The sequence below is a fragment of the Marinobacter sp. genome (assembly GCF_041690455.1).
Taxonomy (GTDB): Bacteria; Pseudomonadota; Gammaproteobacteria; order Pseudomonadales; family Oleiphilaceae; genus Marinobacter.
This window is the reverse complement of sequence record NZ_JAWLHI010000016.1, coordinates 20,092-45,772: the sequence shown is the minus strand read 5'-3', so window position 1 is coordinate 45,772 and position 25,681 is coordinate 20,092. Positions and strand designations below refer to the sequence as shown.

The following is a 25,681-nucleotide window of genomic DNA, read 5'->3' as shown; positions in this document are numbered from 1 at the left end:
AACTCTCCATGGACATGAAAGAAGCTCTGAACCGGATCGCCTCCAACCTGGATCTTTCCCGGGAGGAAATGAAAGAGGTCATGCGCATCGTCATGAACGGCGAGGCCACCGATGCGCAGATCGGGGCTTTCCTGATGGGGTTGCGCCTCAAGAGTGAGACCATCGACGAGATTACCGGCGCCACCGAGGTCATGCGCGAGCTGGCCACCGGGGTGACGGTCAAGGCGGAGCCGCTGGTGGACATCGTCGGTACCGGCGGCGATGGCGCCAACCTGTTCAATGTCTCCTCCGCTGCGTCTTTCGTGGTGGCGGCGGCCGGAGGTTATGTCGCCAAGCACGGCAACCGGGGCGTATCGTCCAAGAGCGGCAGCGCGGATCTCATCGAGAAGGCGGGCATCAACCTGGACATGACTCCGGAGCAGGTGGCCCGATGTGTTGAACAGATCGGCGTCGGCTTCATGTTCGCCCCGGCCCACCATGGCGCCATGAAACACGCCATCGGACCTCGCAAGGAGCTGGGCTGCCGGACCATCTTCAACATCCTCGGCCCGATGACCAACCCGGCCGGGGTCAAGCGCCAGCTGCTGGGTGTGTTCACCAAGGAACTGTGTCGACCGATGGCCGAAGTGATGAAGCGCCTGGGCGCGGAGCACATCATGGTGGTGCACTCGAAGGATGGTCTGGACGAGATCAGTCTGGCCACCGTCACCCATGTGGCGGAACTGAAGGACGGGGAGATCAACGAGTACGACATCACCCCGGAAGACCTCGGTATCAAGAGTCAGTCCCTGGTGGGTCTGGATGTGGGTTCTTCCGAGGAGTCTCTGGAACTGATCAAGGCGGCGTTCGGCCGGGATCACGATGAGATCACCGAGAAAGCCCGGGATCTGATTGCCCTGAACGCCGGCGCGGCCATCTACATTGCCGGCCTTGCGGATACCCCGAAAGCCGGCGTTGAGATGGCGCTGGATGCCATGGGATCGGGGCTGGCTGCGGGCAAGATGTCCGAGCTGGCTGATTTTTCCCAGTGTTTTTAATACCGGCCTGATAACTTCGCAGCCGGACGATCGGAAGGGGAGGAGCTTTCCAAAACACGCCCGCAAGTACGTCCCTGTAGGGCTTGACTGCAGCCTTCCCTGGCTGCAGACAGTTTTGGAAAGCTCCTCCCCTTCCGCTCTCGCAGACTATTTACGGGCCTGATATGACAGACAGACATCTGGATAAGACTCCCACCATTCTTCGCAAGATCGTTGACCGGAAATGGCAGGAAATCGACGAGCGCAAACACCGCGTCACCGTTGACGATCTCAAAGCCATGGCGGGAGACCAGGCACCCGCCCGGGGTTTTGCTGACGCCATGCGAACACGTATCGAACAACAGACCCCTGCCGTGATTGCCGAGATCAAGAAGGCTTCTCCCAGCAAGGGCATCCTGCGGGATCCATTCGTGCCGGCCGAGATCGCCGAAAGTTATGAGAAAGGCGGCGCGGCCTGCCTGTCTGTGCTGACCGACCGTGACTTTTTCCAGGGCCATGAGGACTACCTGAAAGCCGCCCGGGCTGCCTGCAGCCTGCCGGTCATCCGCAAGGATTTCATGGTGGCGCCCTACCAGGTCTACGAAAGCCGCGCCATCGGCGCCGACTGCATCCTGCTGATTGCCGCCTGCCTGACCCGTTACCAGATGCAGGAACTGGAAAGCATCGCCCGGGAGATCGGGCTGGATGTGCTGGTGGAGGTGCACGATCCTGAGGAGATGGACGACGCCCTGACCCTGGAAACGCCCCTGGTCGGCATCAATAACCGTAATCTGCACACCTTCGATGTTTCCCTGGATACCACGTTCGAGCTGCACGAGCGGATCAGCCAGGACCGGCTGACAGTCACCGAGAGCGGGATCATGACCCGGGACGATGTGGAAGCCATGACCAGCCGTGGTATTTACGGCTTCCTGGTAGGGGAATCGTTTATGCGGGCGGAAGAACCCGGTCAAAAACTCAAAGAACTGTTTTTCCCAGAAGGCTAACTGAGAAGTCAGATACAGTCCGGCGGGTGGGTCGGGGCAAAATCGTGCGGAGCCAGGGATGGCGGAGCCGAGCGTACAGGGATGTATTCACAGCGTATTTTGGCCCGACTCACCCGCCGGGCTGTGCACCAGGTATTACTCCCGATTACCAGCCAAAGCTTCCTGCAATAACTCCAATAAATGAGCCGGCATCCCGCTGGCAAGCTTCAGAGCCGCCTCATGCCCCCGGGGCGACATCTTGCCCCAGGTCCGGCGCACAATGCGGAGCCACTTTTCCCGGTCATACTCCGGCTTTTCCTCGTAGAACGGGGCAAAATAGCGCTCCAGGAACACCATGCAGGCCACGTCCTCCAGCAACTGGGTGTCCGGATCCTGGTGCAGTTCCCGCTTGGTCAGGATGGTTTCCACCCGCTGGCACTCCTCCTCGGGATAACCGCATTCGGCCATGATCTCCGCCGCCCGGCGGCCGTGCATACGGCCACAGGCCTGCCGCCACTGGTAGTAATTCTTCCGGCCCTCTCCGAACTCGCTCCGGGGCATGGTCCAGCGCTCGATGTGCTGGGCCCGGCAGGCGATCTGCATGCGCTCACCAGGCTCAGGTTCCAGTTCAAACAACCAGCGGGTCATATGCAGACTGTAGACATACTCCCGAGGCAGGGTCTCGCCACCCAGCTCCTCCCGGTTCGGGTCGGCCTGGTTGGCTTTATCAATTTTGCTCAGGGTACAAGCGAGTCTCTCGGACACAGACATCTGGAACTCCGGAATAGGTAAAACAAGTTCCTGAGTAGGTAGATCCACCAAGATGTGAACTAGTTCTCAGAACTTGATTTTGCCATGGAAAGTGAGCAGTATTTAATGTGCATTTTGAAACTTTCGGGGAGTAACTTCAAACCGTGCGCCTGACTGACCCACCGATCCCCCCGAAGTGGCACCAAGCCTATCTGGCTTACCAAAAGCGCACGGAGTGGGTTTTTGCGATCCATAGTGCCTGGCTTCTGATAGCCGCTCTTCTCGCGTATCAATTCAGCTATGGCTTACGGGGCACCCAGAATCCTGAACTTTTGTCGATAGAGTCGCTTGCGCGGGCACCTGTTTACGTCAGCGCCACAATCACATTGCTGTTACATTTTACGGACGCAGCCAATTGGCATCCGAAAGTGTTAGTCAGGATGATGTCCCTGTCTCTGTCCCTGATGATGTTGGGATTGTTCCTGGTCTACGCCAAGCTTTGGCCCGAATCACTCACTGAGTTCAGTGGAAGGCTTACTATCAGCTTTTTCGCTATGGCTGTTCTCGCCACTGTGGGAATGAGGGATTGGTTAATCCAGATCATCACTCCACTAATGCTTTTCGTCGTTACGGCCAAACTGGTTCAGGTTCCGTTAACCAGTTTGGCCCCCTTGCTTTTTAGCCCTTTGCTCATGCTGATAATTGGCTGCGCAGTCTCGGAAATCTTGCGCCGCTTGGGTAAGTATCAGTTCCTGAGTGAGGAGGAAATGAAAGAGCTGGCGACTACCGATCAACTGACCGGCTTACTTAATCGACGCGCTTTCCTGCCTCTGGTCAGGCACGCCATAAGCCGCGCCCGTCGTGAAAAACAGGAACGGTTTTGCCTGATTATCGGAGATCTGGATTACTTCAAGGCGGTCAACGACACCTATGGACACGACTTCGGCGATCTCGTCCTCCGGGAGACAGCCATCCGTCTAGGCGCCAGCTTACGCCAGCAGGATGCCGTCTGCCGGTGGGGAGGTGAGGAGTTTCTGGTACTCTTACCTGCCACTGACTCTGAAGGGGCCATGGAGGTCGCTCGTAAAATCCTTGCCGCGATGGCAAACACACCTTTCCGCTGCCCGGATCCGGATCGTTGCCGGGAAGTTTCTGTGCGGCAAACCATCAGCCTTGGGTTGGCCTGCTTCAACGAAGAGGACTCACCGGAAAGCCTGATTGCAAGCGCAGATCTTGGGCTTTACCGAGCGAAATCAGAAGGCCGGAACCGAGTGAGGATGGATCCGGCCAGGGAAACGGTTACGTTGGCTCAAGCCTGAGCTGACGGCCGCGCCTTGATCCGGTCATACCAAGCCTGGAGATGGGTCTGCTCCGGCTTGATCCGGATGTTCACCACCCGGGCAAAAGCCACGGTCGTAAAAGCATTGATGTCGGCGGCGGTGAACCGGTCGCAGCAGATGTATTCCTTGCCTTCCAGGTGCTTGTCCAGGAAGTGCATGAACTTCTCGACGCCCTGACCACACTCCTCACCCCACTCCTTGATGGGGTTCATCCGGTCCTTGAAGTAGCCGGTGGTGTGCTGGAAGCACATGCCGGTGGGCATGAAGAAGTAGAAGTCGATCCAGCGCAGCCATTGTTCGAGGTGAGCCTTTTCCAGAGGCGTTTCACCCAGCAGCTTGGGCGCACCGGGGTAAGCCTCTTCGAAATAACGGCAAATGGCCATGGTCTCGGCAATACAGGTTCCGTCATCCAGTTCCATCACCGGCACTTTCTTCATCGGATTGCGGGCAACGAATTCCGGCGTCAGGTTCTCGCCTTTCTGCAGGTCGATCTCGACGAATTCGGCCTCGTCCAGCAGGCCCTTCTCGGCCATGAACATGCGCACGCGGCGGGGATTCGGGGCAGTTTTTGTTTCAAAGATCTTCATCAGGATCGGCTCCGTTCCGGGTGTTGGATGAATGAACGTGATTGCTGAGAACAGCACAGAGACTGACCGCAAAAAACAGTTGCGTCAAGCAACTGTTAAGCGGCCTCCGATCAACTCCGTGGCAGCCAGCTCCGGATCTGCTCCAGTATCCACTGGGGTTCGTCCAATGGAAGGTCGTGACCGGCGTCGGGATGCAGCCTGAGAGTCCATTGCCAGCGGGACTCCAGGGCTTCGCTGCATTTGAAGTGCACGATACGATCCCCACGGCTGGCCAGCAGCAAGGCATCCGGTAACGGTCGGCGGGATGCCGGGGTAAAGCGGGCCGCGGCCCGCAACTGATTGAACGCAGTGGCCAGGCTGACCGGGCGCTGGCGCTGGATACTGTACCAGCGTTTGGCCAGGGCCAGGGGCACCGGCCGGTTGGAGGTCAGGTGCAGCAGATCACGCTCCCGGTCAAACAGCTCCCGACGCGAGAGCAACCGAAGCACCCGGGGCCAGGCCACAGGCCGCATCCGTTGCCAGGGCGGGCTGAACCCGGAACTGGTATTGATCATCACCAGCTGCTGGATTTCCCCGAGTTCCGCGCTCTGGGCCCAGTCGAGTGCCACCATGCCGCCCATGGAAAGGGCAATGATGCCGAAAGGCCGCGGGATGTGACTAACCTGCTGGCAGACCTGCCGGCGGATACCTTCAATGGTATCGGGGCTGTCCTGCCGGTAATGGACACCGGTCCCGGGAAGATCTACGGCGTGGAAACGGTGCCCGGGAAACGCGGACTGCAACGCCACCGGGAACCCCCCCCAGTGCGCCTGCTCCCGTGTCAGTCCCCGCAACAGTATCCAGTGCATGTCAGATCGAATCCCGGTACCAGTGCATGATCGCCGCTTCCCTCAGCATGGCCTCCTGTTCCCTCTCCGGCAACCAGTTCCGGTGGCTGGCGGCGGCATTGAGCAGAAAGTCGATCCAGGTGAGGTGTGTCCGTAGCACGCGCTTGTGACGATGGGGCACCAGTGGATTGAACAGGCCATCGAGCCGGAACAATTGCCGCGGGCGCTTTCGAATCCAGCGCCAGGACCCCATCTCCAGAGTCAGGGGCAGGAAGACTCCGGGATTATCCCGGTTGATCTGCTTGTAGAAGTAGTCCCAGAGATCACCATGGGTCAGGTAATGGCGTGACTGGGGCTCGAACTTGTAGTCGTGATTCGGGTAGGCCTGCTCCCAGATCAGCTTGAGGGCCATCACCGCCGCTATCCGCCGCATGGGCCGACGGCGATAGGCGTAGGGAAACCAGATCTGGTCCTGCCAGCCAAAGCCGCTGTGGCAATCCAGGGCAACGCTGAAGGACCGTCCCGGCAACAGTTCCCGGATGACGGTTTCCAGGGCCTGATTCTCCACCTCCATACCCTGCTCGGGATCGCCGATGTACCAGGGCAATCTCCGGGACAGTCGCTGACCACCCAGCAGGAAGGCGCTGCGATCCTGGGCGGTGATCGGAGCATTCCGCATCAGATCCACGCCGCTGGGGTTACTGCGCTGATTCAGGTACATCCCGCCCGGGTTGAGGATGGGCAGGACCGTCACGTGAACCCGCTCCAGCAGTGCCGCCAGCTGTTCATCCCAGGCCAGCCTTTTCAGCAGCCCATCGAGCCAGGCCATGACCACCTGGGAACCGATCCGCTCCAGCCCGTGTACGCCGCCAACGAGCAGCACCGCGGGGGCTTCCGGCCTGGCCGAACCGATATCGACCCGGTAGATGGGCAATTGCAGATCATCCATGGCGACATGATCAACCACACGACTTTCGACCTGCATCGGTGCCTCCGCCAGCATCCGTTCCAGGGCCGTCATCTCCGGCAGGAAGGTTCTCAGCTGCTTCCGCTGCCGCTGTCCCCGTTGCGCTTGCTCACCGGCAATCGCCGTGTGGGGAGTCAGATCACGTAATTCGGTCATGCGCACACCTCCAGCCAACAACCTTTCAAGATAACCGCCTGAAGCTACAGATTGTTGACAGTGGCGCCGACAATATGACGCGAAACACGACGCTTTTCGGCCATTTCCTTGAATCTCGATTCAATTTCCTTATGCTAGAAAGGGAATTCTTTCGAGAAATCTTGTTTTGAAGAACGCAGTAGCGGTTCCAAAAACAACCCCTCCCTCCGATCCTGTGCGATCGCAGTTTGGTCATTCCTGTAAGCGCTCTACTGCGTTACCAACCCCAAAGGAGAAGTAACCATGAGGAAGATTACTTCTGTCGCGCTCCTGTGTGCGGCGGCAATCCCCGGCATGGCCCAGGCCAACGAGTGTGGTGAAGTATCCATCACCGAGATGAACTGGGCCTCCAATACGGTGGTTACCAATGTCGCCAAATTCATCATGGAGCAGGGCTATGGCTGCGATGTCACCATTGTTCCCTCCGATACCGTGCCGGCTGTCACCTCGGTGGCCGAGAACGGTGAGCCGGACATTGTCACCGAGTTGTGGCTGAACTCTGCCGGCGAGGCGTACCTCCGTCTGGAAGAACAGGGCAAGGTTGAGCGCCTGAGCAAGGTGCTGGAGCCGGGTGGTGTTGAAGGCTGGTGGATACCCACCTACCTGGCGGAGAAACATCCGGAGCTCACCACCATCGAAGGCGTGATGGAAAATCCGGAACTGGTCGGTGGTCGATTCAATAACTGCCCGGATGGCTGGGGCTGCCGAGTGGTCAGTGACAACCTGATTCGCGCCCTGGACCTTGAGGACTCCGGCATCGAAGTCTTCAACCACGGTTCCGGTGAGACGCTGGCGTCTTCCATGGCTTCCGCGGTCCAGAACGAGGAACCCTGGTTCGGCTACTACTGGGGCCCGACCGTACCGCTGGGCAAGTACGACATGACACGGGTTGAACTCGGCGAATACAAGCCCGAGGTTCACAAACGGAACCAGACCCCGGATGCCGAGAACCCGGGCGTTTCCGAGTTCCCGGCGGCCACCATCCTGACCTCGGTGACCACGGACTTCAAAGAGCGTGAACCGGAAGTGGCCGAGATGCTCAGCGAGCTGACCTTCAAGACCGCGACCATGAGCTCGATTCTGGCCTGGATGGACGCCAACAACGCCTCCGGCGAAGAAGCGGCTGTGTACTATCTCAGCAATAACAGCGACGAGTGGTCCACCTGGCTGAACGACTCAGCCCGGAAAAACCTCGCAGCCATTCTCAATAACTGATAGCCCCACCCCGCCCGGGACACCCGCTTTCGGTCCGTCCCGGGCCGTTTCTTTCCCGAACCGATCTGAAGCCAGACGCGCAGGAGAGGCTGACCCCTGATGGCAACCTACGATCCGTTATTTTCATCACTGGGCCTTGAAGAGTGGTGTTCGCAAGGCCAGAGCGATGCCCCCATGTCCATGGCTGCCCTGTTGGCCAAAACCAAGGGCGAAAACACCGAACCGGAATCGATCTGGGACGCACCGTTCCCCTCGATGGATGCGCTCAACGAGTCCTGTGCGGCCTTTCCGCAGTCGCGGGAGCTGACCAAAGGGCTCGAGCAGGGGTTTCTCGCTATCAAGGACAGCCTCAGCCTGGTGCTCGATCCGTTGACCCAGCCACTGAGCTGGTTTCTGGATGGCGCCTTGTACGCCATGCTCAACACGCCGTGGTGGATTGTCATTCCGCTGTTGCTCGCGGTGGTTTACCTGGTCACCAAATCCTGGAAACTGATGGCGTTCGTTGGCGGCAGCATCGTACTGCTGGCGTTCATCGATCACTATGACTACGCCATGCAGACCCTGGCCATTATCTTTGTCTGCGCCTTCTTGTGCGTCTTGCTCGGCGTACCTATCGGGATTGCCATGGCCCGGAGCAACACCTTGCAGCGGCTGATCATACCGGTGCTGGACATGCTGCAGACCCTGCCGCCGTTCGTGTACCTGATTCCGCTGATCTTCCTGTTCAGCGTGACCGAGTCCAAGCTGTATGGCATTGCCATCATCCTCTACGCCATTGTTCCCGTAATCCGCCTGACCAACCTGGGGATCCGGCTGGTGGACAAGGATGTGATCGAGGCGGCCGATGCCTTCGGCATGACCCCCCGGCAAAAGCTCTACAAGGTCCAGATCCCGCTGGCACTGCCGAACATTATGGCCGGGGTGAACCAGACCATCATGATGAGCCTTGCCATGGTCGTGATTGCCTCCCTGGTATCCGCGCCCGGGCTGGGTGTGCTGGTCTTGAGGGGTATCCGGAACCTGGAACTGGGTGTTGGCCTGGTATCCGGCCTGGGCATCGTCATCCTGGCGGTGATCCTCGACCGGGTCACCAAGGCATCGCTCGCACGCATAAACGCATCCCAGAAGCAGTGAGGACACGCTCGTGGCAAACGACATCAAGATTTCGATCAGAAAACTGTTCAAGATCTTCGGCCCGGATCCCGACGTGGCTCTGGAGTATGTGCGCCGGGGCATGAACAAGGCCGACCTGCTGGAACAGCAGAACCATGTCCTGGGCCTGCGGGACATCAACGTGGATATGCGGGACGGTGAAATCACCGTGATCATGGGCTTGTCCGGTTCCGGAAAATCGACGCTGATCCGCCACCTCAACCGCCTGATCGAGCCGACGGCCGGGGAGATCCGGATGGATGGCGAAGACGTGCTCAGCTACAGTGAGGAGCAGTTGCGCAAGCTCAGGCGGGAGCGCATGTCGATGGTGTTCCAGAAGTTCGCCCTGCTCCCCCACAAAACGGTGCTGGAAAATGCCGGTATGGCCAAGGCCATCCGGGGTTACACCACTTCTGATTTCGAGGCCGATGCCCGCAAATGGCTGGCCCGGGTGGGGCTGGAAGGCAACGAGAACCAGTACCCGCACCAGCTCTCCGGTGGCATGCAGCAGCGAGTCGGGATTGCCCGGGCGCTGGTTTCCGATGCCCCGATCATGCTGATGGACGAGGCGTTTTCAGCGCTCGACCCGCTGATCCGCTCGGACATGCAGGACCTGCTGCTGGAGCTGCAGGAGGAACTGCACAAGACCATCGTGTTCATCACCCACGACCTGGACGAGGCGCTCAAGCTCGCCGACCACCTGGTCATCCTCAAGGATGGCGAAGTGGTGCAGCAGGGCGACCCCCAGGAGATCCTCCTCAATCCGGGTGATCCGTACATCGTCGACTTCATCTCCGACATCAACCGAGCCCGGGTACTGCGGGTCCGCTCGGTCATGAAGCCGGGCACGGAAGCCGGGGAGGACTACGCGGGCGATATCTCCGAACGGGACAATCTCGAAACCGTGCTGGCACGCTCCGGTGGCGATACCGACCTGGCATTCCGCGTGGTCCGGGATGGCCAACAGGTCGGCTCTTTGCATATGAAGGATCTGACCAAAGCCCTGGTACCAACGGTCGCAGCTTCGGAGTCGCGCCAACGGGCCTAGCAAAGGGGAAGGTTACAAACCGCGGGCGAGGGGCTATGATGAATGCAGTCGCCGCTCACCTGCGGTTAACCGGTCCCGACCAATGCTCAAGGTTTTCCTTCTCATACTGACGTTGTTTCTCTCGGCCTGCTCACCCGAAGAGCCACCCCGTTCCCCGACCGAACAGATTCAGCCTGCAGCCGCACCCGGCACAGACACCCCGAAGCCGACAAGCCCGATCGTTGTGCTGGCCGCCGACCCCTGGTGCCCCCATAACTGCATCTCCGGAACCGCGCCCGAGGGCTACATGGTGGATCTGGCCCGCGAGGCTCTGGAGTTGGCCGGACTCGAGTTACAGTACGTGAATATGAGTTGGGCGCGGGCACTGGAGCAGGCCGAGGCAGGCTACATCGACGGCATCATCGGGGCGTTCACGTCCGACGCTCCCCATTTCATCTTCCCGGAAGAATCCCTGGGCACCTCCCACATCGAGCTGTACACCCAGCCCGGGCAGGACTGGCGTTACGAGGGTGTCGATTCCTTGCGGGACCAGACCCTGATTGCCCTGAACGGCTATTCCTATTCGCCCGAACTGGACGACTATATCCGGCGTAACCGTGACAACCAGAAACGGGTGTGGATTCTCTCGGGGCCGGCGCCCCTGGAGCGTGCCATCAAACTGATTCTTGAGGACCGTTCCGATGTTCTGCCCGAGGACCGGGATGTCATGGCCTGGACCCTCCGGCACCAGCTGCCGGGCGTTCAGCTCCGCAACGCCGGCGCTCTCTACGATACGCCGGTCTATATAGCCTTCTCGCCCGCCAGTCCCCGTTCGGCAGAGCTGGCCAACGCCCTCAGCCGTGGCATCCGGGAGCTACGGGCATCCGGGCGTCTGACCGAGATCCTCGCAGGTTACGGCGTGTCCCCGGTGGACTGAAACGCGGTAATCGTTTCCCCGGACGGGGTGCTCAGCTGCAGCTGCCCCTCGCGCCCGATCCGCATCCGGGAAACCTCACCGAGTATGCCGAGGAAACGGGTTTCCTGATCCATCAGCGCCGGTGCGCAGGCCATCCGGGTGGAGGCAATGGCACCGAATCCGACGCCTTCGCCGGTCAGCCGGTAGCTGCCGGTATAGCGATTGCAAGACCCCCGCCCCGCTACCCGGTTGTCCGAGAGGAAGCGGATGCTTACCCGGGAACTGTCGATAATACCGGTACCGGCAATGTCTTCCACCACCCACTCTGCACCCCGGAGCAACCGCTGTGGATCGCCCCCGCAGCCGCTGTAGGTTTGCCCGTTTACCGTCAATCGGGTCTGGGCCGGATACTGGGCGCCGGACATGCTGTCCTGGCATAGCTGGCGGGCCACGGTCAGCCTGACATTGAGATCGTCGCCTCTGGCCAGGAATTCCCGGCCATGGCGGTCAGCCATTACCTGTTCCACTTCAAGCCGCTTCACGCCATCCTCTTCGAAGGGGCGCTCAAGCCGGAGCTCGCCACCGGAGACCACCGCTCGCCAGAACGGTTCGTTACCCCTGGCCTCGAACGGCATTTCTACCGCCCCGGGCACCAGGCATTCCGGATAGGTCTCACCCCGGATGGTCAACGTTGCCTGCTCACCCTTGCTCCAGAACCGGGTCTGATCCTCACCCGGCGCCACATACAGGGCACCGGAGGCGCTCCTGGCGGGCTTGAGCAGCAGTCGACGATCCAGGTAATCGATTCCCAGCAGGTCCTTGTCTTCCCCGGGGGTGACCCGGATTTCCATCTGACCACAGTGATAAACCGATTGCGGCTCCGATCCGGCCCCGGACTGCCCGGTGGCGACACAGCCCCCCAGCAGTCCGGTGATAATCAGAACGGCTGTCCCTGTGCGGTATTGTAGAAACATGATCTCTCCGTTGATCCCGATAACAAGGCGGGTATTGTAAGCCGGCAGCAACCGCACCGCCATGGCACAGGTCCGCTGGCCGAGCTGCGGATTCGGCGGTATGGTAGGGTGGCCTGACTCCTGCCACTGAGGTTGCTGCCATGTCCGTCCGGCTCTACCAATTCGCCATTTCCCATTACAGCGAGAAAGTCCGCTGGGCCCTGGACTACAAAGGTATCCGCTACCAGCCGGTGAACCTGCTGCCCGGCCAGCACGTCAAAACCATCCGTACGCTCACCGGCCAGGCCTCCTCGGTCCCGGTACTGGACCACGATGGCGAGATCGTCCAGGGCTCTTCTGCGATCATCGACTACCTGGACGAGACGTTTCCGGAACACCCGCTGACGCCGTCCGATCCGGAAATCAGGGACAAAGCACTGGCCTGGGAACAACGTCTGGATGACGAGGCTGGCCCGGCGGTACGTTGCTGGGCCTACCATTACCTGCTGCAGCGCCCCAGGCTGGTGGTTCCCATGCTGGCTTCCGGCACGCCCTTCTATAACCGTATTCTGCTGAGCCTGGCCTTCAGCCGGGTTGACGAGATCATGCGCGACTGGATGAAGATCAACCAGAAAACGGCGGATGCGTCGCAGCAGGTTCTGGAAACCCTGCTTACCGAACTGGCGGACATCTACCAGCAGCAGCCCTACCTGGCCGGCGACCGTTTCTCCCGTGCCGACCTCACCGCCGGTGCCCTGCTCGCGCCGCTGTTCCAGCCGCCGCAATACCCGGTGCCCTGGCCAAAGCGGCAGCGGCTGTTGCCGGATATGAGAAACTGGCTCGACCAGTGGCAGGAACAGATCGAGCCACTGGCCCGCCTGTACCGGGAACACCGCGAGCGCTGATCCGGGAGTTGGCGTAAAACGCCAATGGGCCTGACGCAAACCGACAATGCAATCCTGCCCGCCTGTGCCAATATAGATGCCAGGTAATGACCGGATCGGGACAGGTTATGGCTTTGATGGACATGATGCAGGCGGTGCTCGAGGACAGCAGCTTGCTCTCACTCTGGCAGCAGGTGGCACCCTGGCTGGCCCTGGACGAGCGCCAGCTGATTTTCGTGTTTGCCACGCCGGTCTTCATAGCGGTGACGGTCTGGGAGTACCTGAAGATCCGGCACGATCCGCGGCTGATGGATGCCCGGGAAGCGGTCCGGAACTTTGCGCTCGGCGCCGGTTACCAGGTCACCGAGCTGCTGTTTGCAGGCGTTATCGCCTTCCCGGTTTACGCCCTGTGTTATCACTACCGGCTGATTGATCTCGAGCTCACCTGGCTGACCGGTTTCCTGACCTTCCTTGGCGTGGATTTCTGCTTTTACTGGATGCACCGGGCCAGCCACCGGATGCGCTGGTTCTGGGCTGCCCATGTGGTGCATCACTCCTCCGAGCGGATGAACTTCTCCACGGCCATGCGCCAGAATGCCACCAACATCTTCAACGGCATGTGGATCTTCTACCTGCCCCTGGCCCTGATCGGCCTCAATCCGGTCTGGATCGGTATCGCCTATGCCTTTTCCCTGGTGTACCAGTTCTTCATCCATACCACGCTGGTGGGCCGGCTGCCCGGCTGGGTCGAACTACTATTCAACACTCCCAGCCACCACCGGGTGCACCACGGCCGTAATCCCGGTTATATCGACCGCAATTATGGCGGCACCCTGATTGTCTGGGACCGGCTGTTCGGAACCTTCGTCGACGAAGACGCCAAGGACCCGCCCGACTATGGCATTACCCGCCCGGTACCCTCGAACAACCTGCTGGTACTCTGGACCCACGAGTACGTGGACCTTTTCCGGGACATGGTGCGCCCCGGAGACGTCTGGTCACGGCTGAGTCACCTTTGGCATGCCCCGGAATGGCAACGGCCCGATCCCTCAAGGGACGCCCGACAGGCCCGGGACTGACCCCGGAAAGCCCTGGCCTGTCGCCCACTGAGCAACCCGGGTTCGAATACACCCCCGGCCTGTGGCATGATCTTATTCCAGCACGCCCCGATGAACTGAATGCCGAGGACCCATGGCTGCAGCTTTTGATGTGTATTCCCGCCGGTACCGTACCTGGCGGAGATTCCGTACCGGCCTGGCAGGCCTGTTGTTGGCAACCGTTGCAGTATCCACCAGTGCCGAGACGCTGACCGCAGCGGTCGCTGCGAACTTTACCGGCACCATGGAAAAGCTGATCCCCCTGTTCGAGCAGAACACCGGCCACCAGATCCGGGCCAGCTATGGCTCAACAGGCAAGCTCTATGCCCAGATTCGCCAGGGCGCCCCCTTCGACGTGTTTCTGGCAGCGGATCGGGAACGACCGGAATTGCTGGAGCGGCAGGAGCTGGGGGTCACGGGCACCCGCTTCACCTATGCCAGCGGTCGACTGGTACTCTGGAGCCGGTCCGGAGACGCTTTCCAGGACCCCGAGGCCTATCTGTCAGCCAGCCCGGGCCCCCGCCTGGCCATTGGCAACCCCCGTACGGCACCCTATGGCGTCGCCGCCATGGAAGTGCTCAACACGCTGGGCCTGACAGATACGATCCAGCGGCGCCTGGTCCGTGGCGATTCCATCGCCCAGACCTTCCAGTTCGTGGCCACCGGCAATGCCGAGGCGGGCTTTGTCGCCCTGGCCCAGCTTCGGGCCTGGGACGGCGAGAGCGGTGCCAACTGGATCGTCCCGGCCTCGCTGCACCAGCCCATCGACCAGCAGGCCATCCTGCTGGCCCGGAGCAAGTTCCCGGAAGCCGCCAGGGCCTGGCTGGACTTTCTGGCCAGCGAAGAAGCACGGGCAATCATCGAAAAAGATGGCTACGATACCGGTGACACGCCGGAGCCCTGAACCCGGCTGACAAAGGCGACGGAGATTTCATGGGCCCGGAATGGCAGGCCGTCTGGCTGACACTGAAACTGGCAGGCATCACCACACTGCTGTTACTGATCATCGGCACCCCGCTGGCCTGGTGGCTGGCCCGCAGCCAGCACTGGTCGCGGCAACCGGTATCCGCCCTCATTGCCCTGCCCCTGGTGCTGCCACCCACCGTTCTGGGCTTTTACCTGCTCATCGTGATGGGTCCGGATGGTCTGGTGGGAAGACTGACCGAACAGCTGGGCCTGGGTCTGCTGCCGTTTACCTTCGAGGGACTCGTGGTTGCCTCGATCATCTACTCCCTGCCGTTCACCGTGCAACCGCTGCAGAACAGCTTCATGACCATTGACCAGCGCCTGCTGGAAGTGGCCGCCACGCTCCGGGCGTCGCCAAGGGACCGCTTCTTCACCGTGGTCCTGCCGCTGGCGCACCCGGGTTTCCTGAGTGCTGCGGTGCTGACCTTTGCCCATACCGTGGGTGAATTCGGCGTGGTACTGATGATCGGGGGCAATATTCCGGGTGAAACCAAGGTGTTGTCAGTGGCCATCTATGACCATGTCGAAGCCCTGGATTATGGTTCGGCACACTGGCTGGCCGCCGGCATGCTGGCATTTTCCTTTGTCGTTCTGTTGAGCCTGTATAGTCTCAACGGCCGCCTTCAGCCCGGGGTGATGAAATGACCATTTCCCGGGGAGTCCAGGCACGCTTCCGGTGCAGCTTCGGGGCATTCCGCCTCGACGTCGACCTCGACCTGCCCGGCAGTGGCGTCACCGCGCTGTTCGGGCACTCAGGCTGCGGCAAGACCACCCTGCTGCGATGCATCGCTGGCCTCCAGTGCGCCGATGGTGCCCTGACCGTCAACGGTGAAACCTGGCAGGACGGCTCCCGGAGCCTGCCCGTGCACCAGCGCTCACTGGCCTATGTCTTCCAGGAAACCAGTCTGTTCCCACATCTGAGCGTTCGCCGGAATCTCAATTACGGCTTCCGTCGCATTCCGGAGGCCCGGCGCCAGGTCGGCTTCGACCAGGCGGTGAGCTGGCTGGGCCTGGGCCACCTGCTCGAACGTATGCCCGAGCGCTTGTCCGGCGGCGAACGTCAACGGGTGGCCATTGCCCGGGCGCTGCTGACCAGCCCCGACTTGCTGCTGATGGACGAGCCGCTCTCGGCCCTGGATGCGCGCAGCAAGCAGGACATCATGCCCTATCTGGAAACCCTCAGGGATTCCCTGGCCATTCCAATCCTCTATGTTTCCCATTCCACCGGGGAGGTCGCAAGGCTCGCGGACCACATCGTGATGATGGATAACGGCCGAGTGGTTGCCGAAGGTCCATTGCAGCAGACCCTGGCCCGTACCGACCAGCCGTTCGGGCTCGAAGAGGACGCCGGTGTGATCATGGAGGCGGTCATCGGCCAGCGGGATGAGCAATGGCATCTTTGCCGGGCGGATTTCGACGGTGGCCACCTGTGGTTGCGGGACGACGATGCACTCACCACCGGCCAACGGATCCGTCTGCAGGTATTGGCAAGGGACATCAGCATTGCCCTCAGCCAGCTCACTGAACAGAGCACCCAGAACCTGGTGCCTGCCACCATTGATGAAATCGCCTCGGACGTCAGCCCCGGCACGTCAATGGTCAGACTCATGGCGGGGAACACCCCCTTCCTGGCCCGGCTCACCAGCCGGTCGGTTCACACCCTGTCACTGCAACCCGGCCAGCGGGTCTGGATGCAGGTGAAGTCGGTTGCCATTGTCGACTGACACCCCGTGCATGAGCTATGGCCTCTTTGGCCGCAGCCGGTGACGGCCCCAGCGTTTAACCTGTAGGCAATGAGTACATCCAATGCCCATCAACAGGAGCCGTAATGAACCGGGTCAACCATCGCGTGCGAAGTGGCAATATCACGCTCCATGCCGTCACCGAGGGCGACCCCGGCAACGAAGCCCTGGTACTGGTTCATGGCTATCCGGACAATCACCATGTCTGGGACCGGGTCGTCGAGCAACTGGTTCCGGATTTTTACCTGGTGCGCTATGACGTCCGGGGCGCCGGGCTTTCCGACAAACCCGGAAAGACACGGGACTACCGGCTCCAGCAACTGGCGGGCGACCTTGAGGCCGTTGTCGACCAGCTGCTGCCCGGCCGCACCTTTCACCTGGCGGCCCACGACTGGGGATCAATCCAGAGTTGGGAATCGGTGACGTCCGGTCCGCTCATGAATCGGATTCGCTCCTACTCCTCGATCTCCGGCCCCTGCCTGGATCATGTCGGCTACTGGCTGCGGGAACAGTCGACGGACCTGCGAGGCGGGGGCGCCGCCAGAGTGCTCAGGCAGCTGGCAAGTTCCTGGTATGTGTTCCTGTTCCAGCTACCGGTCGTGCCCGAAACCCTCTGGCGGCTGGGGCTGGATCGGGCCTGGCCCGGAATTCTGCGGAAATACGAAGGCATCACCGATGCCCGCTTCAGCGAACTGCAGCAGGGTGATGGCATGTTCGGTGTCAAACTCTACCGGGCCAATTTCCTGCCCCGGCTATTGCGCCCGGCGCTCCGCCACGCACAGTGCCCGGTGCAACTGATCATCCCCATAAGGGACAACTACGTGGGTGAGCAACTGTTCGACCGGCAGGTCCGGTGGACGGGAAAGCTGACAAGGAAGGAGGTGGACGCACCGCACTGGGCGCCGCTGACTGCGCCCGGCCCGGTGGCGGACGCAATCAGGGAATTCGCATTCGCAGGAGGGCGGGCGGGTTAACGGGTACCGTACACCACCATGGTCTTACCCTTGACCCGCACCAGGCCCTGGTCCTCCAGGGTCTTGAGAACCCGGCCCACCATCTCCCGGGAGCAGCCGACGATCCGCCCGATCTCCTGGCGGGTGATCTTGATCTGCATACCATCGGGATGAGTCATGGCATCCGGTTCCTTGCACAGATCCAGCAGGGTGCGGGCCACCCGACCGGTGACGTCCAGGAATGCCAGGTCGCCCACCTTGCGGGTGGTCTGACGCAGGCGGGAGGCCATCTGTTCACCGATGAAGTACAGCACCCTGGGATCCTGCTGGGCGATCTCGCGGAACTTGGTGTAGCTGATCTCGGCCACTTCGCACTCGGTCTTGGCCTTCACCCAGGCACTGCGGGAATCCATGTTGTCGAACAGGCCCATCTCACCGAAGAAATCACCGGCATTCAGGTACGCCATGATCATTTCACGGCCGTCGTCATCCTCGATGATCACGGTGACGGATCCCTTGACGATGTAGAACAGGGAATCGCTCTTGTCACCGGCGTAGATGATGGTGCTCTTGGCGGGGTAGCGACGGCGGTGGCACTGGGACAGGAAATAGTCCAGGTGCTTGGTTTTCTGCTCAACCGGCTTGACGATAGTAGCCATAGTGCGAGTCATGCCTCCTCAGATACTGGCGGGTCCCGATGGTTATTCTTCACCCGGCTTTCCCTGCGGGTTCGTTAATTTTTCTTCAAAAACACGCCAACTTATAACAAGAAGGCCAATGGCGGGCAACCGGAAAGAGCGCACTCCTTGACCTCGATACCGTTTTCGGCGGCTGCCCGGGGATTCCGACTGTGCTAGCATCCGGCCTCATTACACCTTGTTCTGACCAACGGAGACCATCACGACATGAAAGCAACCATCGACTGGACCGGCAATGCCAGCTTCAGGGCTACCAGTGGCAGCGGCCACAGCGTACAGATTGATGGTCCGCCCGACCATGGCGGCGAGAACCTGGGTCCCCGCCCCATGGAAATGCTGCTGATGGGGCTGGGCGGGTGTTCCGCGTTTGATGTGATGAGCATCCTCAAGAAGAGTCGCCAGGATGTGACTGCCTGCCATACGGAACTCGAGGCTGACCGTGCCGACGCCGTGCCGGCGGTGTTTACCCGGATCCATCTGCATTTCGTGGTGACCGGGCACAACCTCAAGGAAAAGCAGGTCCAGCGGGCGGTGAGCCTGTCGGCGGAGAAATACTGTTCCGCTTCCATCATGCTGGAGAAGGCCGGCGTGGAGATCACTCACAGCCACGAAATCCGAGAAGCGGAGTAATCCGGTATCCAGCCAGCCGGAACCGGCGGGAATTACGGATGCTAAAATGTCATTGCAGATACTATTCAACGTCACTTGCGGTGTGCATAATACGCGCCTTCTCCGCCGGTCTGCGCAAAAGGTGAACAATGTGTCACCCGGTCAGTAGTCGGTGGCGGCCTCGGCAGGGCTGACACTTCAAGGAAGTGCCCTGCAGTCATTCATCTCCAATGTCCGGAGGGGCTGAGCATGGAAACCAAACTCCAGCTGCACGGTTTCAACAACCTGACCAAATCCCTGAGCTTCAACATCTACGACATCTGTTACGCGCAGACCGAAGAACAACGCGAAGCCTATATTGATTACATCGACGAGATGTACAACGCCGAGCGTCTGACCCAGATCCTGACCGATGTAGTCAAGATCATCGGCGCCAACATCCTGAATATCGCCCGCCAGGACTACGAGCCCCACGGTGCGTCCGTCACCATGCTCATTGCCGAGCATGAAATTACCGACGGCGAAGCCAATAACGAGGAATCCCCGGGTCCGCTGCCGGACACCATCGTGGCGCACCTGGACAAGAGCCACGTTACCGTGCACACCTACCCGGAGAGCCATCCCCATGATGGCGTCAGTACCTTCCGGGCCGACATCGACGTGTCCACCTGCGGCCTGATTTCGCCGCTGAAGGTGCTGAACTACCTGATCCACAGCTTCGACTCCGACGTGGTCACCGTGGACTATCGCGTGCGCGGCTTCACCCGGGACGTGGATGGCACCAAGCACTACATCGATCACGACATCAACTCGATCCAGAACTACCTGACCGAGGATACCCAGAACGCGTATCAGATGATCGACGTCAACGTGTACCAGGAGAACCTCTTCCACACCAAGATGATGCTGAAGAACTTCAACCTGGATAACTACGTGTTCGGCGTCAATGCCAGCGACCTGGATCCGGCCGAAGCCCAGTCCATCGAGGATCGCCTGCGGCGGGAAATGCTGGAAATTTTCTATTCCCGAAACGTGGAATAACCCGCTTTGACGAGCCGGCCGGGGTAACTTTCAAACGCCCTGGCCGGCTCATCAGATATTCTGAACAAACCCGCCAGTATTCTCCGATTTCATCTTTCCCCGCCTCGCGGTTCAATAGCCTCATACCATCAGACCCTCGATGGAGGAGGCCTAACGTGACAGAACGTACCCTGAAACAGGTTATCCCGGGCGCCGAGACATCCGATGGCGCCGGAGTCCGCATCAAGCGCTCACTGGGGCAACACCCCTCGGTGCGCCTCGACCCGTTCCTGATGCTGGATGAATTCGGCTCCGCCGAGGCGGCGGACTATATTGCCGGCTTCCCTTCCCACCCCCACCGTGGCTTCGAGACGGTCACCTACATGATCGAGGGGCACATGCTCCATGAGGATCACCTGGGTAACCGCGGGGATCTGCGCAACGGAGGTGTCCAGTGGATGACCGCAGGCAAAGGCATCATCCATTCGGAAATGCCCCAGCAGGAAGAAGGCGTGATGCGTGGTTTCCAGCTCTGGCTGAACCTGCCGGCAGCGGAAAAGATGACCGATGCCGGTTACCGCGACATCCAGCCCGAGGACATTCCGGAGATCGCCCTCACTGGCGGTCGCATCAGACTGATTGCCGGGGCATTGACCCTCGACGGCACCAGCCATCGGGGCGCAGTGACAGGCCGCAGCACCGAGCCCCTCTATGCCGACCTTCAGCTGAACCCGGACGGACGGGTGAGCCTGCCGGTACCGGCGGGCCATAATGCCATGCTGTACCTGTACGAAGGGGAAGCCAGCCTGGGCGAACAGGCCCTGCGGCGCAGTGCCGCCAACGTACTCGATAACGGGGACCGGATTACCGTCACTGCCGGGGACGGCGGCGCGCGGCTGCTGCTGATCGCGGGCAAGCCCATCGGTGAACCGGTGGTGCAGTACGGCCCGTTCGTGATGAACACCCCCGAGGAAATCGAACAGGCACTGCGGGACTACCGGGACGGCCGGCTCACCGCCTGAGGGTTCAGGCGTAGGTCCGCCGACTCATCAGACGCTGGACCATGGGCCGAAGCACCAGGTCCATGGCCAGCGCCATCTTCGGTCCCGGAACCACCAGGGTATCGTGGCGGGACACACTACTGCCGGCGATCAGTTGCAGCAACTGGGTGAATTTCACTTCCGAGGGATCCCGGAACCGGATCACCACCATGCTCTCGTCCTCGGTGGGCACATCCCGTACCACGAACGGATTGGAGGTGTCTACCAATGGCACCCGCTGAAAGTTGATGTGGGTATGGGAGAATTGCGGCACGATGTCGTGGACGTAGTCATCCATACGATTGATGATGGTCTGGACCACCGCCTCCTGGCTATAGCCCCGTTTGTGGGTATCCCGATGGATCTTCTGGATCCACTCCAGATTCACAATGGGAACCACCCCGATCAACAGGTCCACGTACTGGGCGATGTTGTAGTTGTCACTCACCACCCCGCCGTGCAACCCCTCGTAGAACAACAGGTCAGTGTCTGCCGGCAGCGGCCCCCAGGGCGTAAAGGTCCCGGCCTTGTGGCCGGCGGCAATCAGGGTGTGATCCTCGTCGTGGACATACCGGCGGTAACGACCATTACCGGTGTGCCCGTAGTCGTAGAACAGTGCCTCGAGCTTGTCGATGTGATTGGCGGCCAGGGCAAAGTGGTTGCGCTCACCGAACTGGCCCTTGGCAGCCAGCCGGGCCATCTGTTCGCGGTTGTAGCGGTGGAAGCTGTCACCACTGACCATCGCCGGGCGCAGCCCCTCGCTGGCAAACATCCTGCTGAAGATCTGCCCGGTGGTGGTGGTGCCGGCACCGCTGGAGCCGGTCACGGCAATGATCGGATGACGCTTTGACATGGGCTCGGCCTGTCCCGGTTCACAGAAGGCTGTCGAGGGACCGGGGCTTTTCCACCACGAATCCCTGGGCGTAATCCACGCCCAATTGCCTCAGCATATCCAGAACCTCGCGGGATTCAACCCGGGAGGCGATCACCTCCCGCTTCATGTAGTGCGCCATCTCCACCATGGACCTCACCATGGCCCGGTCGGTCTCGCTGGTGGTGAGCTGGCTGGTGAAGGCACTGTCGATCTTGATCAGATCCACCGGCAGGGAGCGCATGAAATTGAATGAGCTGGGACCACTGCCAAAATTGCCCAGGCAGAACCGGCAGCCCAGTTCCTTCATCTCGCGGATGAACTCTGCTACCGCCTCGATATCGTTGATGGCGGACGCCTCGGTAAGCTCAAACCAGATGCGTTCGATCGGCGCATCCTTCTCGCTCAGCTTCTCGTAGATGAATTCCAGCAGGGACTGGTCATTAAGGCTGAAACCGGACAGATTGATGCACACACCACCGAGGTGGCGGGGATCCGGCTGGCGCTCACGCAACCAGTCGAGCATCTGCCCGACCACCCAGCGGTCCACCGCTTGCATGCGGTCGTAGCGCTCGGCCATGCGGACAAAATCCCGGCCGGTGATCAGGGTGCCGGCGTCGTCATACATGCTGATCAGGATCTCGTACTGGGGCGACATGGAGGTCCGGCCGTGCAGAGGAATGATCTTCTGGCACCGCAGCAGCATGCGTTCCTCATTCAGGTCGCCGAGGCTGGCGACCTTGGCGGCAATCTGCTCCTGACGGGACTGGTCATGCGCATCCGGTACGTATTCCACGGCCTGACCATGGCCCTGCTGTTTGGCCGCAGCCAGTGCCTGTTCCGACGCCCGCAGCCAGCGCTCGGCGTTCACCAGACCCGGCAGTGTCGGCACGATACCGGCACTGGCGGACAACCGGTAGCTGCGGCCACTGAAACTGAACTCGGCGGCCTCGATCGCCTTGATCAGGTTGCCGGCGGTTTCCCGGGCATCCTCACCGGGCACCAGCATCGCAAATTCGGTGCCGGCCAGGCGCGCCACCGGCATGCCGTCGCCCACGTGGCTGCACAGGAGATCGGCCACCTGCTTCAGGGCATCGTCCCCGGCCTGGTAGCCGGCGGTATCATTGAGAATCCGGAAGCGCCGGAGGTCCAGCCGCACCAGTGCCCGCTCGTCTTCCCGCCGGGCCAGTTGCTGATCCAGCATACGCTCGAATTCCCGCCGTCCCAGCAGCCCGGTCAGCTCATCGTGGGTGGACGCCCAGGACAGCTGGTCATAGACCTTGCGCACCATCCGATCGATACTCTCATCCACCAGCGGGCGCTCGTACTGGTTATCCGGCACGATGATGCCCTTGCGCATCTGCCGGGCCAGCGCTTCCAGCTCCAGTTCCACCACCCGCATACCCTGGTGGTTCACAAACACGAAGCGGCTGAAGCCCCGGGCGACCCAGACCAGCCGAATGTACTGGGGTTTGTCGGGGTTTTCCTGATCCCGCAACCAGTCTCCGGTCCGCAGCTGCTGGGCACGGTTGATCCAGCGCTGGAGGCTGCGCTGCTCGCGTTCTGAAAGCTCCCGCTGCTCCTCCTCGACAGTGCGGGCCGGTGGCACTTCCACCAGTTCCGGCTCCTGATCGGGACGGCGGACCAGGAATTGCTTGAGCTCGTTACGGATCTGGGAAGAGGGCATGTGGTTGCTGGAAATCGACGCCAGGCCATCCTGGATCACCCGGAGCAACTCCGGCAGATTGATGCTGCTGCCCGGATCGTCGGCAAAGGCCAACAGTGAATCAATCACCGACAGGTAATCCTGCCAGAGCTGGCTGTCCGGGCCCTGCCGGATCCAGGTCAAAGACAGCAGGTCCCGCCAGCCGCCGTCGAGGAGGCCCAGGACCGCCTTAGGTACCTTTCGGCCCGCCAGCCGCTGGTCGAGAACCCCTGCCACCGCCTTCTTGGATTCCGCCACCTTCTGGGCCCCTTCGGCAGCGGCGGTGACCCGCTCGACGTTGCGGCGGTAGACCAGGTTCTGACGGTCAATCAGGGTATCGAGCTCCCGGACCGTTCGCTCGAAGACCCCGGTGTCCTGCTCGAAGTCGGTGTTGATCTTCCGGATCAGCTCATCTACCCGGCGCTGCACCACCGGATTCACCCGGCCACCTTTCACACCGAGCTGGGCGAGGCGGTTCATGACACCCCGCACCGGGCTGTCCTGATCATCGAAAAAGGCCGAATCACGCATGACCACCTTGAGAACCGGCACCTCCAGCTGCCGCAGCCGGCTCTGGGCATAGTCACTGAGCTTGGGGCTCTCGACAACACTACGGAAGAAGCGGTCCACCACATCCAGGGTTTCCTGCTGTTCCTCGTTCAACCGGTGGTCGCCGCTTTCCCGGACCCGCTCAACCACCCGCTGCTTCAGGGGCAGGTCTTCCGCCTCGACCTCCCGGGCCTGTAGCTGGAGCTGCTGCAGCTCGCGCTGGAATTCGCCCGCCGACAACGGCGGGGCGTTGGGAGGAAACGGCATGGGTTCGGAGTCACCGCCCGCAAGCCGGCTCGCGGACAGGGTGGAAATCAGGTTGCGAACCGTGGCGAAGGCGGTCTGGGCCGCCTGGGAATAGCCACGAAACTCGTGGCCGGCACGCCCGGTTGAGGCGTCGCTCCGGACGGTCGCCGCTTCCCGGATCGGCTGTACCCGGGGGGTGTCCGGTTTGGGCGCCTCGGTGCGTCCTTCCGGCGGTTTCGCTTTCTTGGGCTCCGCTTTCTTGACGGTCTTCTCACTGAGGTACTTGCTCAGGTCCAGGTCCGGCAACACGCCGTGGCGGATAAGGATATTGTTGAGCTCCTCATACAACGGACCAAGCTGTTGCAGTACCGTCTGTTCGAACACCTTCAGGCACACCTTCTCCACCTCCCGAAACAGCTTCAGCTGACTGAGGCCGGTATGGAAGGCCTCGCACACCAGTGCCGGACCCAATGGATTGTGATGCCCGGTGGCATTGGCGATGCCCAGCTTGTCCAGGCGCAGCTTCAGCTGGAGCAGATCACCGCGGTACTGGGTATCGGCCTTGGTCACCATCACCCGGATGGTCAGCCAATCCTCGAATTCGCCCTTGTCGACGATTGACAGTTCCGATCCGGGAAAACCCTTGGGGGCCGGTTTCAGGGGCGACTCCAGACTTTTCGACATGTGGTGCCAGATCACCCGCTGCCGGGCCTGGATCTGGCCGGAAGCATCCATGAATTCGTTGGCCAGCTGGTCGTTGGCTGCTTTCTGGGCGGCCTGTTTCAGGCCTGCAACCATCTGGACGAAGCAGGCATCCATGAGCGGTTCGATGAAATGGGTGACGGCCCTGGCACACTGGTGCAGGACAAACTGGATACGGTCATTCGGCGCATGCAGAGAGGAGCGTTCCTGATGCCGGGAGCCACCGCACTGGGCAATCATGGCGTCGAGCGCCTCGGGGTTGGAGCGCGTGAAGTTCACCCCCATGGCTCCGTCAATGCGGCGCACGATACTGACGTGCAGTTCATGGGCACGCAGGCCATCTGCACTTCGGAAACGCACGATCAGTTCCGGTTTTGCGCCACGGACGAGGACCTGATCCAGCTTTCGGGAGGTATCGCCGGAATAACGGACAAACAGACCTTCGGCACAAAAATCCGCGATCTGGCAGGGCCAGGATTCACCGGCACCCAGGTCGATCTGGGCAGCCAGCTTGATGGGTTGGCGGGGACTTCTACGACGTTCTCTTGATTCCATGAACAACCTGATTTTTCGTACCACCAGCCGACCCTGGAACACCCCGAGTCCGGTTTGGGTCCCTGACACGGTGGATTAACACCACCGGCTACTATGGGCACTATGGCTGTAAT

24 protein-coding genes are annotated in these 25,681 nt (G+C 61.0%); 16 read left to right on the top strand and 8 right to left on the bottom strand.

From position 1 onward, the window contains the following. Positions 1-8 precede the first annotated feature (8 nt). Both trpD and trpC read left to right on the top strand, forming a co-directional pair. Positions 9-1,037: an anthranilate phosphoribosyltransferase gene (gene trpD, locus ACESMW_RS05805; protein WP_372986115.1), complete on the top strand. Its 1,029-nt coding sequence runs from the start codon at positions 9-11 to the stop codon at positions 1,035-1,037. A gap of 164 nt (positions 1,038-1,201) precedes the next feature. After that, on the top strand, positions 1,202-2,023 hold the full coding sequence (trpC, locus tag ACESMW_RS05800) for an indole-3-glycerol phosphate synthase TrpC (protein WP_372986114.1): 822 nt from the start codon (positions 1,202-1,204) through the stop codon (positions 2,021-2,023). Positions 2,024-2,158: 135 nt separating this feature from the next. On the opposite strand, the gene ACESMW_RS05795 is transcribed toward trpC, so the two are convergent. After that, on the bottom strand, positions 2,159-2,773 hold the full coding sequence (locus ACESMW_RS05795) for a DUF4202 domain-containing protein (RefSeq protein ID WP_372986113.1): 615 nt from the start codon (positions 2,771-2,773) through the stop codon (positions 2,159-2,161). A gap of 143 nt (positions 2,774-2,916) precedes the next feature. Between ACESMW_RS05795 and ACESMW_RS05790 the strand changes: the two genes are divergently transcribed. After that, complete coding sequence (locus ACESMW_RS05790; protein ID WP_372986112.1) at positions 2,917-4,071, top strand: GGDEF domain-containing protein; 1,155 nt, start codon at positions 2,917-2,919, stop codon at positions 4,069-4,071. Here ACESMW_RS05790 and ACESMW_RS05785 read toward each other — a convergent pair. The 3 genes from ACESMW_RS05785 to ACESMW_RS05775 form a co-directional block, all read right to left on the bottom strand. Continuing rightward, positions 4,062-4,679: a glutathione S-transferase family protein gene (locus tag ACESMW_RS05785; RefSeq protein WP_372986111.1), complete on the bottom strand. Its 618-nt coding sequence runs from the start codon at positions 4,677-4,679 to the stop codon at positions 4,062-4,064. The two genes, ACESMW_RS05790 and ACESMW_RS05785, sit on opposite strands and share 10 nt — an antisense overlap. Before the next feature lie 110 nt (positions 4,680-4,789). After that, positions 4,790-5,527 carry an alpha/beta fold hydrolase gene (locus ACESMW_RS05780; RefSeq protein WP_372986110.1) on the bottom strand — a complete coding sequence of 246 codons (738 nt, stop codon included), beginning with the start codon at positions 5,525-5,527 and terminating at the stop codon, positions 4,790-4,792. Between the two features lies 1 nt (position 5,528). Continuing rightward, complete coding sequence (locus tag ACESMW_RS05775) at positions 5,529-6,629, bottom strand: M14 family zinc carboxypeptidase (RefSeq protein ID WP_372986109.1); 1,101 nt, start codon at positions 6,627-6,629, stop codon at positions 5,529-5,531. Positions 6,630-6,911: 282 nt separating this feature from the next. On the opposite strand from ACESMW_RS05775, the gene ACESMW_RS05770 reads away from it, so the two are divergent. From ACESMW_RS05770 to ACESMW_RS05755, 4 genes are all read left to right on the top strand, one after another. Then, positions 6,912-7,883 (top strand): ABC transporter substrate-binding protein, encoded by a 972-nt coding sequence (locus ACESMW_RS05770; protein ID WP_372986108.1) that lies wholly within the window; start codon positions 6,912-6,914, stop codon positions 7,881-7,883. 99 nt (positions 7,884-7,982) lie between these two features. Then, complete coding sequence (locus ACESMW_RS05765; RefSeq protein ID WP_372986107.1) at positions 7,983-9,017, top strand: ABC transporter permease; 1,035 nt, start codon at positions 7,983-7,985, stop codon at positions 9,015-9,017. A 10-nt stretch (positions 9,018-9,027) separates the two neighbouring features. Next, positions 9,028-10,083, top strand: a complete 1,056-nt coding sequence (locus ACESMW_RS05760) for a glycine betaine/L-proline ABC transporter ATP-binding protein (protein ID WP_372986106.1) — start codon at positions 9,028-9,030, stop codon at positions 10,081-10,083. An 82-nt stretch (positions 10,084-10,165) separates the two neighbouring features. Next, on the top strand, positions 10,166-10,999 hold the full coding sequence (locus tag ACESMW_RS05755) for a substrate-binding periplasmic protein (RefSeq protein ID WP_372986105.1): 834 nt from the start codon (positions 10,166-10,168) through the stop codon (positions 10,997-10,999). Here the strand turns inward: ACESMW_RS05755 and ACESMW_RS05750 are convergent. Beyond that, positions 10,975-11,952, bottom strand: coding sequence for an META domain-containing protein (locus tag ACESMW_RS05750; RefSeq protein WP_372986104.1), 978 nt, complete (start codon positions 11,950-11,952; stop codon positions 10,975-10,977). The two genes, ACESMW_RS05755 and ACESMW_RS05750, sit on opposite strands and share 25 nt — an antisense overlap. Before the next feature lie 140 nt (positions 11,953-12,092). Between ACESMW_RS05750 and ACESMW_RS05745 the strand changes: the two genes are divergently transcribed. From ACESMW_RS05745 to ACESMW_RS05720, 6 genes are all read left to right on the top strand, one after another. Next, the gene (locus tag ACESMW_RS05745; RefSeq protein ID WP_372986103.1) at positions 12,093-12,836 is read left to right on the top strand and encodes a glutathione S-transferase family protein; all 744 of its coding nucleotides are present in this window, start codon (positions 12,093-12,095) and stop codon (positions 12,834-12,836) included. A 107-nt stretch (positions 12,837-12,943) separates the two neighbouring features. After that, a complete protein-coding gene (locus ACESMW_RS05740) occupies positions 12,944-13,894 on the top strand; it encodes a sterol desaturase family protein (RefSeq protein ID WP_372986102.1) in 951 nt (316 codons plus the stop codon). Positions 13,895-14,006: 112 nt separating this feature from the next. After that, positions 14,007-14,816, top strand: a complete 810-nt coding sequence (modA, locus tag ACESMW_RS05735) for a molybdate ABC transporter substrate-binding protein (protein ID WP_372986101.1) — start codon at positions 14,007-14,009, stop codon at positions 14,814-14,816. Between the two features lie 29 nt (positions 14,817-14,845). Then, entirely contained in the window at positions 14,846-15,523 is a 678-nt protein-coding gene (gene modB, locus ACESMW_RS05730) for a molybdate ABC transporter permease subunit (RefSeq protein ID WP_372986100.1), read from the top strand. Continuing rightward, a complete protein-coding gene (gene modC / locus ACESMW_RS05725; RefSeq protein WP_372986099.1) occupies positions 15,520-16,602 on the top strand; it encodes a molybdenum ABC transporter ATP-binding protein in 1,083 nt (360 codons plus the stop codon). The genes modB and modC overlap by 4 nt, the downstream gene beginning before the upstream one ends. Before the next feature lie 104 nt (positions 16,603-16,706). Next, positions 16,707-17,594 (top strand): alpha/beta fold hydrolase, encoded by an 888-nt coding sequence (locus ACESMW_RS05720; RefSeq protein WP_372986098.1) that lies wholly within the window; start codon positions 16,707-16,709, stop codon positions 17,592-17,594. Here ACESMW_RS05720 and crp read toward each other — a convergent pair. Continuing rightward, the gene (crp, locus tag ACESMW_RS05715) at positions 17,591-18,232 is read right to left on the bottom strand and encodes a cAMP-activated global transcriptional regulator CRP (RefSeq protein WP_007153756.1); all 642 of its coding nucleotides are present in this window, start codon (positions 18,230-18,232) and stop codon (positions 17,591-17,593) included. The genes ACESMW_RS05720 and crp overlap by 4 nt on opposite strands. A 246-nt stretch (positions 18,233-18,478) precedes the next feature. Here crp and ACESMW_RS05710 point away from each other — a divergent pair, with 246 nt between their 5' ends. The 3 genes from ACESMW_RS05710 to ACESMW_RS05700 all read left to right on the top strand — a co-directional run bounded on the left by ACESMW_RS05710 (position 18,479) and on the right by ACESMW_RS05700 (position 20,922). Continuing rightward, entirely contained in the window at positions 18,479-18,901 is a 423-nt protein-coding gene (locus ACESMW_RS05710) for an OsmC family protein (RefSeq protein WP_372986097.1), read from the top strand. 228 nt (positions 18,902-19,129) lie between these two features. Beyond that, positions 19,130-19,921 carry an adenosylmethionine decarboxylase gene (speD, locus tag ACESMW_RS05705; protein WP_372986096.1) on the top strand — a complete coding sequence of 264 codons (792 nt, stop codon included), beginning with the start codon at positions 19,130-19,132 and terminating at the stop codon, positions 19,919-19,921. A gap of 155 nt (positions 19,922-20,076) precedes the next feature. After that, on the top strand, positions 20,077-20,922 hold the full coding sequence (locus ACESMW_RS05700) for a pirin family protein (RefSeq protein ID WP_372986095.1): 846 nt from the start codon (positions 20,077-20,079) through the stop codon (positions 20,920-20,922). A 4-nt stretch (positions 20,923-20,926) separates the two neighbouring features. Here ACESMW_RS05700 and ACESMW_RS05695 read toward each other — a convergent pair whose 3' ends face one another. Together ACESMW_RS05695 and ACESMW_RS05690 are read right to left on the bottom strand one after the other, a co-directional pair. Further along, positions 20,927-21,793, bottom strand: a complete 867-nt coding sequence (locus tag ACESMW_RS05695) for a phosphoribulokinase (protein ID WP_372986094.1) — start codon at positions 21,791-21,793, stop codon at positions 20,927-20,929. Between the two features lie 19 nt (positions 21,794-21,812). Continuing rightward, positions 21,813-25,568 carry a DUF1631 family protein gene (locus ACESMW_RS05690; protein ID WP_372986093.1) on the bottom strand — a complete coding sequence of 1,252 codons (3,756 nt, stop codon included), beginning with the start codon at positions 25,566-25,568 and terminating at the stop codon, positions 21,813-21,815. Between the last annotated feature and the right edge of the window lie 113 nt (positions 25,569-25,681).

Bases quoted from the DNA above. Each gene is read 5' to 3' on its own strand.
- trpD (WP_372986115.1), top strand. From the start codon at position 9: ATGGACATGAAAGAAGCTCTGAACCGGATCGCCTCCAACCTGGATCTT.
- trpC (WP_372986114.1), top strand. From the start codon at position 1,202: ATGACAGACAGACATCTGGATAAGACTCCCACCATTCTTCGCAAGATC.
- ACESMW_RS05795 (WP_372986113.1), bottom strand. From the start codon at position 2,773: ATGTCTGTGTCCGAGAGACTCGCTTGTACCCTGAGCAAAATTGATAAA.
- ACESMW_RS05785 (WP_372986111.1), bottom strand. From the start codon at position 4,679: ATGAAGATCTTTGAAACAAAAACTGCCCCGAATCCCCGCCGCGTGCGC.
- ACESMW_RS05780 (WP_372986110.1), bottom strand. From the start codon at position 5,527: ATGCACTGGATACTGTTGCGGGGACTGACACGGGAGCAGGCGCACTGG.
- ACESMW_RS05775 (WP_372986109.1), bottom strand. From the start codon at position 6,629: ATGACCGAATTACGTGATCTGACTCCCCACACGGCGATTGCCGGTGAG.
- ACESMW_RS05770 (WP_372986108.1), top strand. From the start codon at position 6,912: ATGAGGAAGATTACTTCTGTCGCGCTCCTGTGTGCGGCGGCAATCCCC.
- ACESMW_RS05765 (WP_372986107.1), top strand. From the start codon at position 7,983: ATGGCAACCTACGATCCGTTATTTTCATCACTGGGCCTTGAAGAGTGG.
- ACESMW_RS05755 (WP_372986105.1), top strand. From the start codon at position 10,166: ATGCTCAAGGTTTTCCTTCTCATACTGACGTTGTTTCTCTCGGCCTGC.
- ACESMW_RS05750 (WP_372986104.1), bottom strand. From the start codon at position 11,952: ATGTTTCTACAATACCGCACAGGGACAGCCGTTCTGATTATCACCGGA.
- ACESMW_RS05745 (WP_372986103.1), top strand. From the start codon at position 12,093: ATGTCCGTCCGGCTCTACCAATTCGCCATTTCCCATTACAGCGAGAAA.
- ACESMW_RS05740 (WP_372986102.1), top strand. From the start codon at position 12,944: ATGGCTTTGATGGACATGATGCAGGCGGTGCTCGAGGACAGCAGCTTG.
- modA (WP_372986101.1), top strand. From the start codon at position 14,007: ATGGCTGCAGCTTTTGATGTGTATTCCCGCCGGTACCGTACCTGGCGG.
- modB (WP_372986100.1), top strand. From the start codon at position 14,846: ATGGGCCCGGAATGGCAGGCCGTCTGGCTGACACTGAAACTGGCAGGC.
- modC (WP_372986099.1), top strand. From the start codon at position 15,520: ATGACCATTTCCCGGGGAGTCCAGGCACGCTTCCGGTGCAGCTTCGGG.
- ACESMW_RS05720 (WP_372986098.1), top strand. From the start codon at position 16,707: ATGAACCGGGTCAACCATCGCGTGCGAAGTGGCAATATCACGCTCCAT.
- crp (WP_007153756.1), bottom strand. From the start codon at position 18,232: ATGGCTACTATCGTCAAGCCGGTTGAGCAGAAAACCAAGCACCTGGAC.
- ACESMW_RS05710 (WP_372986097.1), top strand. From the start codon at position 18,479: ATGAAAGCAACCATCGACTGGACCGGCAATGCCAGCTTCAGGGCTACC.
- speD (WP_372986096.1), top strand. From the start codon at position 19,130: ATGGAAACCAAACTCCAGCTGCACGGTTTCAACAACCTGACCAAATCC.
- ACESMW_RS05695 (WP_372986094.1), bottom strand. From the start codon at position 21,793: ATGTCAAAGCGTCATCCGATCATTGCCGTGACCGGCTCCAGCGGTGCC.
- ACESMW_RS05690 (WP_372986093.1), bottom strand. From the start codon at position 25,568: ATGGAATCAAGAGAACGTCGTAGAAGTCCCCGCCAACCCATCAAGCTG.